Raw genomic sequence first — 14,774 nt, forward strand, 5'->3', positions numbered from 1 at the left:
TGATGATTTGTTGGGCCTGCGACAACTCTGCCGGTTTCCACACCGAGCGTAACCCTCCATAGTGCGCGCGCAGGTTAGTTATTTCGCATTAAAAACAAATTGCGCTAATCTGAGGCGGTCCTATTTTCGCGGGGAAGTCGATCCATGTCGCATTCTGCCCAGACACAATCCATCCTCGACCGAATCTCCTTCTTGCGAATCGACGAACCCACGAAGGCCGTCCTTCGGGAATTTCAACCCCACCTCGCCCAACGCATCGATCAGATCCTCGAGGAATTCTACGGCTACCTGCGCTCGGTCCCGCAGGTCGCGGTGCTGCTCGCCAATCCCACGGTGGTCAGCCGGGCACGCGACATGCAGAAGCAGCATTGGCTGAAGAACGTCTTCACCGGCACCTTCGACGACGCCTACATGGCGCAGGTGCTGAAGATTGGGCAGGCCCACCAGCGCATCGGTTTGGAGCCGCGCTGGTACACGGGCGCTTACTGCTTCACGCTGAACAAACTGATCGACCTCGCCTATCAAGTCTACCGCAAGAAGCCGGAAAAGATTGCCCAGCTGATGCAGGCGATCAACAAGGCGGTCTTCCTGGACATGGATCTGGCGACCTCCGTCTATGTCGATCTGAACACCGCCGCGATCATTTCACGCGAGCTGGGAACCACCGCCGACTCCTTCGAACTCGAAGTGAAGAGCGTGGTCCAGGCCGTGGCCTCCGCCGCGCAGCAGCTCCAGGGAACCGCCCAGAACATGAGCCGCACCGCTGAGGAGACCAGCGCGCAGTCCACCCAGGTGGCGGCAGCCGCGGAGGAGGCCTCCGTCAACATTCAGACGGTTGCCGCGGCGGCGGAGGAGCTGACCGCCTCCATCGGCGAGATCAGCCATCAGGTGACCCAATCGGCGGCCATCGCCGGCGAGGCCATGTCGCAGGCGGAGCGCACCAACACCACCGTGCAGGGTCTGGCCGACGCCGCCAGCCGCATCGGCCAGGTGGTGAAGCTGATCCACGACATCGCGAGCCAGACCAACCTCCTCGCGCTGAACGCCACCATCGAGGCGGCCCGCGCCGGTGAGGCCGGCAAAGGCTTTGCGGTTGTCGCGTCGGAGGTGAAGAGTCTCGCCAACCAAACCGCCAAGGCGACGGAGGAGATCAACTCCCAGATCGGCGCGGTTCAGGGGGCGACCCAGGACGCGGTGCTCGCCATCCGCTCGATCTCCACGACCATCGCGCGGATCAACGACATCTCGACCTCCATCGCGTCGGCCATGGAAGAACAGGGCACTGCCACCACCGAGATCGCCCGCAATGTCCAGCAGGCGTCGATCGAATTCCTCGGCGTCGGACACCGGCTCAGAAGCGCGCAGCGTCCTGTCGGCGACGAACGAACTGTCCATTCAATCGAACAATCTGAGAGCCGAAGTCGACCGTTTCCTGGCACGGGTCCGGGCTGGCTGATTGTTGCAACGGCCTGTGGCCGGCGGCGCCATCCGGTGCCGCCGGCTCATCGAACCGACCGCCCTGCCTTCATGCAGGCTGTCCTCGTGCAGGCCCCCCGCGCGTTGACGTCAGAGAACGGTGCGGAGAACCGTATCGCTGACCTTGATCTTTGCTGCGTTGGCCGCTGAGCGGATATCATCGAGCGAACGCCAATGGCTGCGGCCACTGATCGTGGTCAAAGCACCATTCTGCATCGCCACGTAAAGGCCGGTGCGCCCCAGATTGACAATCTTGATCATCGCACGGTCCTCCCTGTCTCCTGGTGCTCTCACGTGGCTCGTGAGTCGCGCCCTATCACCGAGCGGCCGTCTCTCCGCTCCAATTCGTTTAGAGACTTATCAAGAATCCACGTGGTTGGTCAATCAGGCTGTTCGTCATATCCTCTGGGTTGTTCAGCCCTTGCTCCCTGGATGATTTTATAAACAAATTCTCTAAACTTATCCCTTTCTGTTGCGGTTGGCGGGCCTGTCTTTGCCCGATAAGACTTTCATTGGTCGCGGGGAACGCCGCGCCGCGTCGGTCCGTTCACTCTGTCAGATGCTTCGAAGTCCGGAGGAGGAATGGACGCCGCCACCGCGTCGCAGGATGTGATCAGCCTGCCCGTCACAATTCGCCCGGCCTGCCGGACCGACCTGCCGGATCTCGAATGGTTCGGGCTGCACACGCCCCACCGGGAAATCCTGGCCACGGCCTTCCGGGCTCAGGAGCGTGGAAGCGGTGCTCTTTTGGTGGCGGAGGTCAACGGCTTTCCCGCCGGTCAGATCTGCATCGACTTCCAGCGCAAGCGGCATCTGCGCCGCGCCACGCTGTGGGCGTTGCGGGTGTTCCAACCCTTCCGCAACCGGGGCATCGCCACGCGGCTGATGACCGCCGCCGAGGGCGCCGCGCTCGACCACGGCTATTCGGAATCGGAACTGGGCGTGGACCGGGACAACGCCGGAGTCCTCGCCTTCTATGAGCGGCTGGGCTACGAACTGCGGGGCACCGAACGGGGGCGCTATTCCTACCGCACCCCGGCCGGCGAACTGGTCCAGGTGCCCATCGATCAATGGATCATGCGCAAGCCGCTGTTCCGGCAGGTGGTCTGGCAGACCGGAGCCGGCTTCGCGCCGGTCATTCCGCCGCCAGCGCTATGAGCCGGGCCGGACGGCGCCGCGGCAGACGGATGCGCGCGCCGTCCAGAATGTCCGCCAGCTCCCGTGCGGAATCGGTGGCCATGGTCAGGGCGACCAGGGGAAGCCAACGGTCGAACACCTGGGTCGTCACGTCGCTTTCTCCCGCCTGCATGGCGGCCAGCGCGTCCAGCACCGCCATCTCGTCCATTCCTACCCGCGAGCAGGTCGGGCAGCGGAAGGCCGGCCGCCCGGCGTTGGTCACGGCAAAGGTGCCCAGCAAGGCGAACAACGGCAGCAGAGCCGACGACGGCACGCCGGCCACGCCGAAGCTGGCCCGCATGGCGGCCATCGCGCCGGCGGTGCCGTGACGGAACCACTGCCGGAAACCGGTCAACAGCGCGCGTTCCGCCGTCGTCAGATCGGACACCGTCCAGGGGGACAGCCGCCCCTCGCCCACCGAATCGCACATGTTGACCCCTCCCGACTGAAGTGACGGAACCGACCTTAGACGATCCGCGCCTAATTTGCGAGTCATTCGCATTTGCAATTGATGGACCTTCTGACGCAGGGCACCCGCACCGATGAGGCTGTGACAACGCTCCGTGACAAAAGCCGGCCCGATCCGATGGAAAGGTCGGGTTAACCATATTCCTGGACCCTTTCCACGCCCGCAGACAGGAGCGTGGAAGGATGAGGCGGACAGTCGGACAGGCGCTGCTCGGATTGGTGGCGGCGTTGGCAATGCTCGGTACGGCGCAGACGGCGGCGGCCCAGATTCACCTGAACCCAGCCTATGGCGACGGCGCCCTGCTCGGCCCGACCATGGCCCGCGGCGCGGTGGTGTGGAGCCATGGCCGGTCGGTGGAGGTGGAGGACTCCAACGCCCCCACCCCGCTCTACATGAAGACTATGAAGGACGCGGGGTGGGACGTGTTCCGGCTGGACCGCATGCGGGTCAGCGACACGCTGCCGAACAGCTCCCGCGCGTTGGCGGGCTATGCCGACCAGCTGAAGGACCGTGGCTACCGCAAGGTCGTGCTGACCGGCCAATCCTTCGGCGCCTTCCTCTCGCTGATGGCCGCCGGGCAGAGCGACCGGGTGGATGCCGTCGTTGGCACCGCCCCCGCGGCCTTTGGAAACTTCTCCGACTCCTACGACAGCTTCCGCGACAACGCCGCGCAGCTCTGGCCGATCCTGCGCGGCATCCACAATGCGCGGGTGATGCTGTTCTTCTTCCACGGTGACGATTTCGACCCCGGCGGACGCGGAGAGTCGGCGCGCAGCATCCTGTCCTCGCGCGGGCTGGACCACATCGTCGTGGATCAGCCGGCCCTGCTGACCGGCCACGGCGCTGCGACGACCGGCATGTTCGTCCGGCGGTTCGGGTCCTGCATCCTGCGCTTCGCCGAGGCGGCGCCGCGCCGGGGCGACCCATCCTGTGACGAATCCTGGGGCCGCACACCGAGCGCGGAGTTGATGCGGGCCGCAGCGCCGGAGCCACGCACCGGCAGCGGCACCTCATCCCCGGCGGGCACCGGGGCCCGCTCCTTCCTCGGCGTCTGGTACGGCGCCTACATCAACGGGCGGGAGATCGCGCTGGCGGTGGACCGGGTTGAAGGCGACGCCGTCTATGCCGACTATGTGCTGGGGCCGGGCATGGAGGCCGACCAGCCGATGGAGCGCGCCCAGCGCAAGGGCCGCATCGAGAACGACGAGTTGGTGTTCGACGAAAAGGGGCGCAACGTGTTGCGCTACAGCGTCCGGACAGACGGGCGCCTGTCCGCCACTTGGCTGGACCGCTCCGGCAAGGGCCGTTTGGAGACGACCCTCCGCCGGATGGATTGAGCAATCACAGACGGTGAGCGATCACAGCCGGCGGGCGAGCGCCAGCAGCCCGCCGGCGCCGATCATCAGACCGCCGGTCAGACGGTTGAGGGTGCGGGCCGCGGATCCGCTGGTCAGGCGGGCGCCGATGCTGTTGCCCCCGGTGGCGTAGGCCATGATCCAGCCGAACTCGATCACCACCATGATCGCCACCAGCGCCACGAGTTGGGGCATCAGCGGGGTTGTCGGGTCAATGAACTGCGGGAACAGGGCGGCCATGAAGACCAGCGCCTTCGGGTTGCTGAAGGCGACCAGCAGCCCACGCAGAAACAGGCGATGGGCCGGGGCTTCCTCCGCCGCAGCGGCGCCGACGACGCGCGGCGAGCCGTCCGACACCGGCGCCCGCCACGCGGCGATGCCGAGCCAGGTCAGATAGGCCACGCCCGCCCACTTCACCGCCTGGAAGGCCGGCTCCGACGCCGCCAGCAGGGCGCCGAGTCCGAGCACCGACAGGGTGGCCATCGTCGTCAGCGCCACGCACATGCCCAGCCCGCCCCAGGCCGCGCGGCGGACGCCGTAGCGCAGGCCGAGGCTCATCGCCAGCAGCATGTTGGGGCCGGGAGTCATCGACAGCACGAAGGCCGTCGCGAAGAAGAATCCGAGGGTCTGCCAGTTCATCGCCGTCATCCGAAGGGGGCCACGATGTCACCACGGCGCGCCGCGTCTGGCAAACGCCGCCTGTGCAAAGCTGGTCAACGCCGGTTCGCATCGTTCGGCACCGGATCGCGGTAGTCCCAAGGCGGCGTGCGCAGCCACTCCTCCAGGCTGCCCGGCGCCGCCTTGCCCCGCGCTTCCGGCCGCTCGGCCGACTGGATGGGCTCGGCTGGCTTCGAGCCGAGAAGCGCGCCAGGCCACACCCGCCCATCCCGATCGACCCGCGCACGGTAGCGCAACCCCATGGAGGCGATGAACTCCCCCTGCCCGGTCGGGCGCCCGAACGCGAATCCGCCGACGTAGCGGTGACCGTCCGGCAGGGTCAGCGTCCCCGGGCCGGTGGCGAGGCCATGCTGGAAACGGCCCTGGAAGATCGTCCCATCCGCGCGACCGCTGCGCCCCGGCCCCTCGGCCCGGCCATCGACGAAGACCGCCTCGGTCCAGTCCGCCGGCTCAGTGCCATCGAACGTTTCAAGAACACCGGCACCGTGAGCGAAGCCGTTGCGGCAGGCGCCGCTCCAGCGGACGGACCTCCCCCGGCTCGGATCAGGGTCGCGGACGCGGCAGCCGCTGACCGGGTCGGTCAGAACCCGCTCCGCCGTTTGCCGCTCCTTCCCTTGGACGGGGCACGACAGGAACGCGCCCAGCGACAGGGCCGCCAGTCCGGCGAGCAGGAACCGGGTTCGCATGATCGGACACTCCGCATGCGCGCACAGCCTTGCGCGGGAGCGGATCCAAACACCGTGAGGAGGACGCCGTCTGTGCGCTGCCTCTCACCTCACGCCGGTTTCGTCCAGCGGGCCGCCGCCGTGTCGTCGGACTCCTTGGCCTCCACCCAGCACTCGCCCTCCGGCGTGGCCTCCATCTTCCAGAAGGGCGCCTTGGTCTTCAGCCAGTCGATCAGGAAATGGCAGCTTTCGAAGGCCGCCTCTCGGTGGGCACTGGCGGTGGCGACCAGCACGATGCGGTCGCCCGGCTCCAGCCGCCCGTAGCGGTGGATGATCAGCGCGTCGTCCAGCGGCCAGCGTTCCCGCGCCTCCGCCTCGATCGCCTCCAACTGCCGCTCGGTCATGCCGGGATAATGCTCCAGCGTCATGGCGCTGACGGACTCGCCGCCGGCCATGTCGCGCACCAGCCCGACGAACAGGGTCACCCCGCCGATGCCGGTCTTGCCGCCCGTCATCGCGGCCAGTTCCGCCCCGACGTCGAAATCCTCGCTCTGCACCTTCACCGTCACGGCAACGTTTCCTTCCTCAGCCGCCGGTTACCGGCGGGAACAGGGCCACCTCGTCGCCAGGGCCGACCGGATGGTCGTAGGGCACATGCTCCTGGTTCACCGCGACCTTGACCACCGTGCTGTTGGCGAGCGCGTCGGCGTGCTTCGGGCTGCGGGTCTTCAGCCACTCCACCAGGGCGCCGACGTCCCGGACCTCCGCCGGCAGGTCCACCGTCTCGGTCGCCACGCCGATCTTGGTGCGCAGCCAGGCGAAATAGAGGATCTTCATCACCGAACCTCACTGAAAGGCAGGAAATCCACGATCATCCCCGGCTCGACGCGGGTGATCTCTTCCGGCAGTTCGACGAGCCCGTCGGACTCGACCATCGACGACAGGATGCCCGCCCCGTCGCGCGGGTGCTTGACCGCGGTCAAAATCCCGTCGGCGGCGCGGGCGAGCGTGGCCCGCACATACTCGCGCCGCCCCGCCTTTTTCTTGTAGGTAAAGCCCGCGCGCAGCGGGAACAAGGCGGGCGCCTCGTCGGCCGCCCCCATCAGCCGGAGCAGGATCGGGCGGGCGATGCGCAGGAAGGTGACCATGACCGCCACCGGGTTGCCCGGCAAGCCGACAAAGACGGCGCCCTTGGCCGTCCCCAAAGCCACCGGGCGCCCCGGCTTGATCGCCAGCCGCCAGAAATGCAGGCCGCCCAGAGCCTCCACCGCCGCCTTGACGTGGTCCTCTTCTCCGGTGGACATGCCGCCGGAGGTGATGAGAGCATCGTGCGTCCCCGCTGCGGCCTCCAATGCACCGCGAACGGCGTCGAGCCGGTCGGGCAGGATGCCGAGGTCGGTCACGCGGCAACCGAGCTGGCGCAGCGCGGCGATCAGGGCGAAGCGATTGGCGTCGTAGATGCAGCCCGGCTCCAGTGGCACGCCCGGCTCCCGCACCTCGTCCCCGGTGGAGAAGACGGCGACGCGCAGGGCCGTGCGCACCGTCGCCTCCCGCCGCCCCAGCGAGGCGAGCAGGCCGATGTCCTCCGCCCGCAGCCGGCGTCCGGCGGTCAGGACGGTGCTCCCCTGCGCCATGTCCTCGCCAGCGCGGCGACGGTTGGCGCCGCGGCGGATGCCGGGGGGAATGGCGACAGTGCTCTCCTCCGCCTTGCAGTCCTCCTGCATCAGCACCGTGTCGAAGCCCTCGGGCATCGGGGCGCCGGTGAAGATGCGCACCGCCTCGCCGCGCCGCCCCGGACGGTCCAGCGCGTGGCCCGCGGCGACACGCGCCGTGACCGGCAGCCGCGTGGCGGCGTCGGGCGTCAGGTCGTCGAAGAAGACCGCGTAGCCGTCCACCGCCGAATTGTCGTGCGGCGGCACGTCGAACGGAGCGACGACATCCTCGGCCAACACATGGCCCAGGGCGTCGGCAAGACCGATCCGGCGGGTCGCGGTGACGGGGTGAAGGCGGCCGGAGAGAAGCTCCAGCGCCCGGTCCACCGCCATCATCTCGCCGCCGAAGGCGAAGCAATCATCGCTAAGCTGAGCCATTGCCCTACTCCACCCTGCACACCGCCGTCTCAGACAGCCTGTCCCGTTGCCTTGCACCGGTCCAGCGCGCAACGCTCGATGATGAAGGACGCGATGGCCTCCTCGTCGTTCAGGTCGAAGACGGGCACCCCGGCGTCCGGCACCGGCCCGTCGCTGGCGATCGCGACGATGCTCGGATCGTCGCGTGCGATCAGCGACTTGCCCACCGAGGCGCGCCACACCTCGATCTTCTCGTGCGGCTCGCGCTTGAAGCCTTCGATCAGCAGCAGATCGACCGGCGACAGCTTCGGCAGCAGTTCCGCCAGGGACAGTTCCGGCTCGTCGTTGCGGATCTCGTGCATCAGCGCCCAGCGACGGGGCGAACTGACCAGAACCTCGGTGGCTCCGGCCTCGCGATGGTTGTGGCTGTCCTTGCCGGGGTGATCGATGTCGAAGCCCTTGTGCGCGTGCTTCATGGTCGAAACGGTCAGGCCACGCCGGATCAGCGCCGGGATCAGGCGAACGATCAGCGTCGTCTTGCCGCTGCCGCTCCACCCCGTCAGGCCGAACATCTTCATGGAAGCCCCTATCCTCCGCCTTGCCGCCCATCGCTGTGCGGGCGTTCCCCGGTCACATAGCAGAAACACACGGGCATGCGAACGGACAAACCGGATTTGTGGTCCGCTCTGCCGCCAGCCGGAAAGCCGTTTGCGATAAAAGCGACTCGGCCCAGAAACGCGGCTCAGCCCGGCGTGCGGGCCGGGTTGCCCGGGGTACCCTTCCGGGGCTTGGCCGGCTGGTGGGCCATCATGTGCTTCAGCCCGGCGCGCATGTAATCCCACCCGGTGACGAAGGTGAGGATCGCCGCCACCCACAGGCCCAGCGTGCCGATCAGAGTGACCGGGATGTGGACCGGACCGTAATCGCCGACGATCAGGAAGCCGATCGCCACCATCTGGATCGTCGTCTTCCACTTGGCCATCCAGGTGACCGGCACCCCGACGTTCAGCCCGGCCAGATACTCCCGCAGGCCGGACACCAGAACCTCGCGCAGCAGGATGACCACGGCGGCCAGCACCGACAGCCCGGACAGCCGGGCGAAGGCAACCAGCATGATCAGGGTCGCGGCGACCAGCAGCTTGTCCGCGATGGGGTCGAGGAACTTGCCGATGACGCTTTCCTGCTCCCAGGCGCGGGCCAGATAGCCGTCGAACCAGTCGGTGATGCAGGCCGCAGCGAACAGGGCGCAGGCCGTGTAGGCGGCCCACGCCTCCGGCACGTAGAACAACCCGACCACGACGGGAATCACCGCGATGCGCGACAGGGTGAGCAGGTTCGGCAGGCTGGTCAGCATCGGTCGCAACTCTGGAATCGGGGGAAACGCGCGGCGGGCGGCGTCATTCTAACCGTCTGAATGGAAATGATCGTATATCTTTTTCGCCACTGTCTTGCTGATCCCTTCGACCGACTCCAAATCCGCCAGACCGGCGCGGGAAACGGCGACGGCGCTGCCGAAATGGTGCAGCAGGGCCTTCTTCCGGCTGGGTCCGATTCCGGGAATCTCGTCGATCATCGATTTGCCCAACGCCTTGGTGCGCTTGGCCCGGTGGGTGCCGATGGCGAAGCGGTGCGCCTCGTCCCGCAGCCGTTGCAGGAAATAGAGCACGGGATCGCGCATTTCCAGTTGGAACGGCGCGCGGTCCGGCATGAAGAAGCGCTCACGCCCGGCGTCGCGGTCCGGCCCCTTGGCGATGCCGACCAGCGTCACGTCGTCGATCCCGAGATCGGCCAACACGCCCAGCGCCATGTTGAGCTGCCCGATGCCGCCGTCGATCAGCACCAGATCAGGCCACGTGCCCTGCGTCCGCTCCGGATCCTCCTTGATCGCCCGGCCGAAGCGGCGGGCCATGACCTCGCGCATCATCGCGAAGTCGTCGCCGGCGGCGCCCTCGGTCTTGATGTTGAACTTGCGGTAGGCGTTCTTGATGAAGCCCTCCGGCCCGGCGACGATCATGGCGCCGATGGCGTGGGCGCCCTGGACGTGGGAGTTGTCGTAGACCTCGATCCGCTGCGGCGGGCCGTCCAGCCCGAACACCGTCGCCACCCCGTCGAGCAGCCGTGCCTGCGACGAGCTTTCGGCCAGCCGCCGCCCGTGGGCCTCCCGCGCGTTGGTCAGGGCGTGTTCGACGATGCGGCGCTTGTCGCCCCTCTTGGGCGCGGCCAGCTCCACCCGGTGGCCGGCACGCAGCGCCAGGGCCTCGGTCAGCAGTTCCTGCTCCGGCAGGTCGTGGCTGACCAGGACGAGGCCGGGGGCCGCCTTGTTCTCGTAGAACTGGGCGATGAAGGCGGCCAGCACCTCCGGGGTCTCGGCGCTCTTGTCGTGGCTGGGGAAGTAGGCGCGGTTGCCATAGTTGCGCCCGCCGCGGAAGAAGAACACCTGCACGCAGGTCATCCCGCCCTCCGCGTAGGCGGCGATCACGTCGGCGTCCTCGACCACCCCTTCGACGTTGATGTCCTGGTGCGCCTGCACCGCGGTCAGCGCACGGATACGGTCGCGGTAGCGGGCGGCGGTCTCATAGTCGAGATTCTCCGCCGCCTTGGTCATCTCCGCGACGAACTCCGTCTGGATGTCGCGGCTCTTGCCCGACAGGAAGGCGCGGGCCTGATCGACCTGCGCCTGATACTCCGCCGGGCTGACCCGCTCCACGCAGGGCGCGGTGCAACGCTTGATCTGGTACTGCAGACAGGGCCGCGTGCGCGCGGCGAACACCGTGTCGGCGCAGTTGCGCAGCAGGAAGGCGCGCTGAAGCGCGGTGATCGTCCGGTTGACCGCCCCCGCCGAGGCGAAAGGACCGAAATAGTCGGCGTCGCGCGACCGCGCGCCCCGGTGCTTGGTCAGCTGCGGGTAGTCGTGGTCCTTGGTGATCATGATGTGCGGGAAGGTTTTGTCGTCCCGCAGCAGCACGTTGTAGCGCGGCATCAGCCGCTTGATCAGGTTCGATTCGAGGAGCAGCGCCTCGACCTCGGTGTGGGTCGTGACGAACTCCATGGTTTCCGTTTCCGACACCATGCGCTGCAGCCGCACGGGCAGGCGGTTGACCTGGGTGTAGTTGAACACCCGCCGCTTCAGGTTCTTGGCCTTGCCGACATAGAGCACGGCCCCGTCGCCCGCCAGCATGCGGTAGACGCCGGGCGTCTGCGGCAGGGTCTTCAGGTGGTCGCGGATCACCTCCGCCCCCCGGGCGAGATCGGCGGGGCGCCGTCGCGGGCGTGGCGTCTTGTCCACGCCTTGGGTATCCGCGCTTGGTGCGTCGGCGCCCAGAAGGTCGGCGCCGTCCGTCTCCGGGAGGATGAGGTCCGTGGGGGTGTCTGCGGTATCGGCCATGTCTCGAATGTCGTCGGGTCCGGGGAGGGGGTCAACCACCCCCTGTCCTGAATGGTTAAGACGAACGATCCACCTCTTCGGTGGACATCCGTCGGGATATCCACGAATCCTGTGGATAAGTGTGTCAATAACCCAAGGGTTACCCCAGTGGAACCAAGGCGGCCCAAGGGATTCCAAAGCTATGCATAAAAATTGGGCATTTCACGTAAGGTATTGTTTTTATTGGAGACCCCCCGAGTCAAGTCGGCACTTTGGCGCTGCGCCGCTATTTTTGCGGATCGTGCAAACAGCCCCTTGCGCCGATGAGGCCGGATGTGTACAACGCGCGGTCCTCTTGCCGGGGCGCCCAACCCACCAAGGGGTTGTCCGCTGAACGGCCAGACGGTCCCTTGCCGAACCGTCTATTCCGTTGGCACGAATCCCAAGGACGGCTGCGCCCATCCCAAATGCTCGCCACCGTCGAGCGCGACCATTTGCCCGGTGACCGACGGCGCGTCGATAAGGAAGCGCAAAGCCGCGCAGATCTCTTCCGGCGAGGGGCCGCGCCTCAGCGGAGTCGCTTCACGCTGTGCGGCGAACTCCTCATCCGTCTGCCGGACATTTTTCAACGTCGGGCCCGGCCCGATCGCGTTGACCCGGATGCGCGGGGCGAGTGCCATGGCGAGCGTCTGGGTCAACGTCCACAGGCCGGCCTTCGACAGGGTGTAGGAGATGAAATGCGGGGTGAGGTTCCACACCCGCTGATCAATCATATTGACGATCAACCCCTCCGCGTCGCCCGGCACCTGAGCCGCGAAGGCTTGGCTCAACACGAAGGGAGCGCGAAGATTCGCCTCTATGTGGCGGTCCCAGGACTCGCGGGTCACATCCCCCACCTCGTCCCGTTCGAAGCGGGAGGCGTTGTTGACCAGCAGCGACAGCGTGCCCAGCCGCTCGACGGCTTCGGGCACCAGCGCCTGCGCGTCCATCTCGCGCTCCAGATCGGCCTGAAGCGCCACGGCAACGCCACCCTGCCCGACGATCTGCGTCACCACCGCGTCGGCCTCGCTGCGGGAATGCCCGAAATGCACGCCCACACGCCAGCCACGCACCGCGAGATCGAGCGCGATGGCGCGTCCGATCCGCTTTCCCGCCCCGGTGACCAGGGCCGCTTTCCGCTTGATCTCCACCATGCCGCCATAGGTACCTTGCCGCCCGTTCCGGTCAAGGGGTTCCCTCCGGGTCAAGGACCGGACCGGTGAAAGACAGGCGGAGCGGGGCGCGACCATGCTGAGAGAAGCATTCGAGTATCTGACCACACCCTGCCCGCCCTTGTCCCGGCGCTACGGCTATCTGGCGGAAGCGGTGGCTCTCGGCGCGCGCCACCGGCGCCAGCGGCAGGCCTGGGCGCCCCACGTCGATGCCTGCCGCCGCTTCGTCCAGGAAGCCGCCGAACGGGCACCGCGGGGCGGCCGGGCGCTGGTGGCGGGGTCCGGCTTGCTGATCGAGGTTCCGCTGGCGATGCTGGCCGAACGATTCGGCGAGGTGGTGCTGGTCGACATGGTTCACACCCACAGCGCTCGTCTGAAGGCGCGACGCCATGCCAACGTCCGCCTGCTCACCCTCGACGTCACCGGAGTGTTGGCGCCGCTGGATGCCGCTCTCTCTGATGGCTCACCGCTTCCCTCACCGTCACCGCCGGACCTTCCAGGGGAGCGATTCGCCTTCGCCCTCTCCTGCAATCTCCTGTCCCAACTCCCTCTCCTGCCATTGGACGCCGTCGACCGCAAGGCACCGAACACGCCGGAGGCTGAGCGGGAACGCTTCGCCCGAACCCTTGCGCACAGCCACCGCTTTTGGCTTGCCAGCGTCGCCGAACAGGCCACGCTCTTCACCGATACGGAAAGTCTCTGGTTGGAGGACGGCCTGGTTCAGGAGCGTGAGGACTCGCTCTGGGGGCTCGACCTCCCTCACCCCGACCGGACCTGGGACTGGGACATCGCTCCGGCTCCGGAGGAGGACCGTCGGCGCAGCCTGCGTCACCGGGTCGGCGCTTGGCTCAATCTCGCAATCCCAACTGGGACCTGACGGTGTGGCAGGCGTCGCTCCCCGCCGTGAATTCGCGGCACACCAGGGGGCGATGCTCATAGACGCTGCAAAAGACGGACTCGCCGAGGGTCCCCATCAGCGCCGCACAGCGATTGCCGTTGCACCGCATGCGTCCGTCCTCCTTCAGGTGCTCCATGATTTCATCGCCGTCCCAATCCCCGATGAAGGTGGGCCACTCCCAGGAGTAGGCGCAGCAGGCCCCGCAGCTTTCGCAATCCGGTACGTCACCAGCCATTGGTAAGCATGCCCCCGTTTTTCGTCGCTCGTCGCCCAAACACGACGAAAAACCGGCGCCTTCCGTTGGGGAAAGCGCCGGCCTTGCCGTTCATGAAGCCGATTGTCAAGTGTGTTTGAAACCCATCCATCCAAGTCCTTGATGGCTTGGCGTGTGCCGTGGTGACCTGGCGGCGACCTACTCTCCCACGTCTTAAGACGCAGTACCATCGGCGCTGAGGCGTTTCACGGCCGAGTTCGGAATGGGATCGGGTGTTGGGAGCCTCGCCATGACCACCAGGTCACCAAGGCACACGCGAACCATCCGGACCGGACGGGCGGGTTTCGTTAAGTTTGAGGACGTCTGCTCTTGTTCTTTGCGGTGTTGGCTCGTGCGTCCAGGGCTTGCCGCTGCGCGCGGGCCGCCTGCTGGTAAGGATCAAGCCTTTCGAGCGATTAGTAAGGCTCAGCTTCAGGCGTTGCCGCCCGTCCACATGCCTCCTATCGACGTGATGGTCTGTCACGGCTCTCAAGGGAGTTCTGGTTTTGAGGTGGGTTTCCCGCTTAGATGCTTTCAGCGGTTATCCCGTCCATACTTAGCTACCCGGCCATGCCACTGGCGTGACAACCGGTGCACCAGAGGTATGTCCATCCCGGTCCTCTCGTACTAGGGACAGATCCTCGCAAAACTCCGACACCCACGGCAGATAGGGACCGAACTGTCTCACGACGTTCTAAACCCAGCTCACGTACCACTTTAATCGGCGAACAGCCGAACCCTTGGGACCTGCTCCAGCCCCAGGATGTGATGAGCCGACATCGAGGTGCCAAACGACTCCGTCGATATGGACTCTTGGGAGTCATCAGCCTGTTATCCCCGGCGTACCTTTTATCCGTTGAGCGATGGCCCGTCCACGTGGGACCACCGGATCACTATGGCCGACTTTCGTCTCTGCTCGACTTGTCTGTCTTGCAGTCAGGCGGGCTTATGCCATTGCACTCGTCGAGCGATTTCCGACCGCTCTGAGCCCACCATCGCGCGCCTCCGTTACACTTTGGGAGGCGACCGCCCCAGTCAAACTACCCGCCATGCAGGGTCCCGGCTCCGGATCAACGGAGCGCGGTTAGATGCCAGAGACCTCAAGGGTGGTATTTCAAGGATGGCTCCACCCGAGCTGGCGCCCGGGCTTCCTAGCCTCC

The 14,774-nt window shown here is 66.7% G+C and carries 15 protein-coding genes, 2 rRNA genes and 1 pseudogene (1 of these 18 cut by a window edge); 4 read left to right on the forward strand and 14 right to left on the reverse strand.

Annotation, left to right across the window (positions count from 1 at the left end):
* The first annotated feature begins 144 nt into the window (after positions 1-144).
* Positions 145-1,456 (forward strand): annotated as a pseudogene (locus ACWPXE_RS14555) (protoglobin domain-containing protein).
* A gap of 110 nt (positions 1,457-1,566) precedes the next feature.
* Here ACWPXE_RS14555 and ACWPXE_RS14560 read toward each other — a convergent pair.
* A complete protein-coding gene (locus ACWPXE_RS14560; protein WP_454018405.1) occupies positions 1,567-1,737 on the reverse strand; it encodes a hypothetical protein in 171 nt (56 codons plus the stop codon).
* Positions 1,738-2,058: 321 nt separating this feature from the next.
* Between ACWPXE_RS14560 and ACWPXE_RS14565 the strand changes: the two genes are divergently transcribed.
* The gene (locus tag ACWPXE_RS14565) at positions 2,059-2,634 is read left to right on the forward strand and encodes a GNAT family N-acetyltransferase (protein WP_237903542.1); all 576 of its coding nucleotides are present in this window, start codon (positions 2,059-2,061) and stop codon (positions 2,632-2,634) included.
* Here ACWPXE_RS14565 and ACWPXE_RS14570 read toward each other — a convergent pair.
* Positions 2,612-3,082, reverse strand: a complete 471-nt coding sequence (locus ACWPXE_RS14570) for a hypothetical protein (protein WP_237903541.1) — start codon at positions 3,080-3,082, stop codon at positions 2,612-2,614. The genes ACWPXE_RS14565 and ACWPXE_RS14570 overlap by 23 nt on opposite strands.
* Before the next feature lie 221 nt (positions 3,083-3,303).
* Here ACWPXE_RS14570 and ACWPXE_RS14575 point away from each other — a divergent pair, with 221 nt between their 5' ends.
* Positions 3,304-4,458, forward strand: a complete 1,155-nt coding sequence (locus ACWPXE_RS14575; protein ID WP_454018406.1) for an alpha/beta hydrolase — start codon at positions 3,304-3,306, stop codon at positions 4,456-4,458.
* A 21-nt stretch (positions 4,459-4,479) separates the two neighbouring features.
* On the opposite strand, the gene ACWPXE_RS14580 is transcribed toward ACWPXE_RS14575, so the two are convergent.
* The 9 genes from ACWPXE_RS14580 to ACWPXE_RS14620 all read right to left on the reverse strand — a co-directional run bounded on the left by ACWPXE_RS14580 (position 4,480) and on the right by ACWPXE_RS14620 (position 12,445).
* Complete coding sequence (locus ACWPXE_RS14580; RefSeq protein ID WP_454018407.1) at positions 4,480-5,115, reverse strand: LysE family translocator; 636 nt, start codon at positions 5,113-5,115, stop codon at positions 4,480-4,482.
* A 74-nt stretch (positions 5,116-5,189) separates the two neighbouring features.
* Positions 5,190-5,840, reverse strand: coding sequence for a hypothetical protein (locus ACWPXE_RS14585; protein WP_454018408.1), 651 nt, complete (start codon positions 5,838-5,840; stop codon positions 5,190-5,192).
* An 89-nt stretch (positions 5,841-5,929) separates the two neighbouring features.
* A complete protein-coding gene (locus ACWPXE_RS14590) occupies positions 5,930-6,388 on the reverse strand; it encodes a molybdenum cofactor biosynthesis protein MoaE (RefSeq protein WP_454018409.1) in 459 nt (152 codons plus the stop codon).
* A 16-nt stretch (positions 6,389-6,404) separates the two neighbouring features.
* On the reverse strand, positions 6,405-6,656 hold the full coding sequence (moaD, locus tag ACWPXE_RS14595) for a molybdopterin converting factor subunit 1 (protein ID WP_014240490.1): 252 nt from the start codon (positions 6,654-6,656) through the stop codon (positions 6,405-6,407).
* Positions 6,656-7,909, reverse strand: coding sequence for a molybdopterin molybdotransferase MoeA (gene moeA, locus ACWPXE_RS14600; RefSeq protein WP_454018410.1), 1,254 nt, complete (start codon positions 7,907-7,909; stop codon positions 6,656-6,658). The genes moaD and moeA overlap by 1 nt, the downstream gene beginning before the upstream one ends.
* 29 nt (positions 7,910-7,938) lie before the next feature.
* Positions 7,939-8,466, reverse strand: a complete 528-nt coding sequence (gene mobB / locus ACWPXE_RS14605; protein WP_094302047.1) for a molybdopterin-guanine dinucleotide biosynthesis protein B — start codon at positions 8,464-8,466, stop codon at positions 7,939-7,941.
* Positions 8,467-8,630: 164 nt separating this feature from the next.
* On the reverse strand, positions 8,631-9,242 hold the full coding sequence (gene pgsA, locus ACWPXE_RS14610; protein WP_454018411.1) for a CDP-diacylglycerol--glycerol-3-phosphate 3-phosphatidyltransferase: 612 nt from the start codon (positions 9,240-9,242) through the stop codon (positions 8,631-8,633).
* A 48-nt stretch (positions 9,243-9,290) separates the two neighbouring features.
* On the reverse strand, positions 9,291-11,273 hold the full coding sequence (gene uvrC, locus ACWPXE_RS14615) for an excinuclease ABC subunit UvrC (protein WP_454018412.1): 1,983 nt from the start codon (positions 11,271-11,273) through the stop codon (positions 9,291-9,293).
* Positions 11,274-11,674: 401 nt separating this feature from the next.
* A complete protein-coding gene (locus ACWPXE_RS14620) occupies positions 11,675-12,445 on the reverse strand; it encodes an SDR family oxidoreductase (protein ID WP_454018413.1) in 771 nt (256 codons plus the stop codon).
* Between the two features lie 94 nt (positions 12,446-12,539).
* Here ACWPXE_RS14620 and ACWPXE_RS14625 point away from each other — a divergent pair, with 94 nt between their 5' ends.
* Entirely contained in the window at positions 12,540-13,340 is an 801-nt protein-coding gene (locus tag ACWPXE_RS14625; protein ID WP_454018414.1) for a hypothetical protein, read from the forward strand.
* Here the strand turns inward: ACWPXE_RS14625 and ACWPXE_RS14630 are convergent.
* From ACWPXE_RS14630 to ACWPXE_RS14640, 3 genes are all read right to left on the reverse strand, one after another.
* Positions 13,312-13,596 (reverse strand): YkgJ family cysteine cluster protein, encoded by a 285-nt coding sequence (locus ACWPXE_RS14630; protein ID WP_237903531.1) that lies wholly within the window; start codon positions 13,594-13,596, stop codon positions 13,312-13,314. The genes ACWPXE_RS14625 and ACWPXE_RS14630 overlap by 29 nt on opposite strands.
* Positions 13,597-13,760: 164 nt before the next feature.
* Positions 13,761-13,876: ribosomal RNA gene (rrf, locus tag ACWPXE_RS14635) — 5S ribosomal RNA — on the reverse strand.
* A 133-nt stretch (positions 13,877-14,009) separates the two neighbouring features.
* A 23S ribosomal RNA gene (locus ACWPXE_RS14640) occupies positions 14,010-14,774 on the reverse strand (it continues 1,982 nt past the right edge of the window).

Source organism: Azospirillum sp. Marseille-Q6669 (assembly GCF_965111635.1).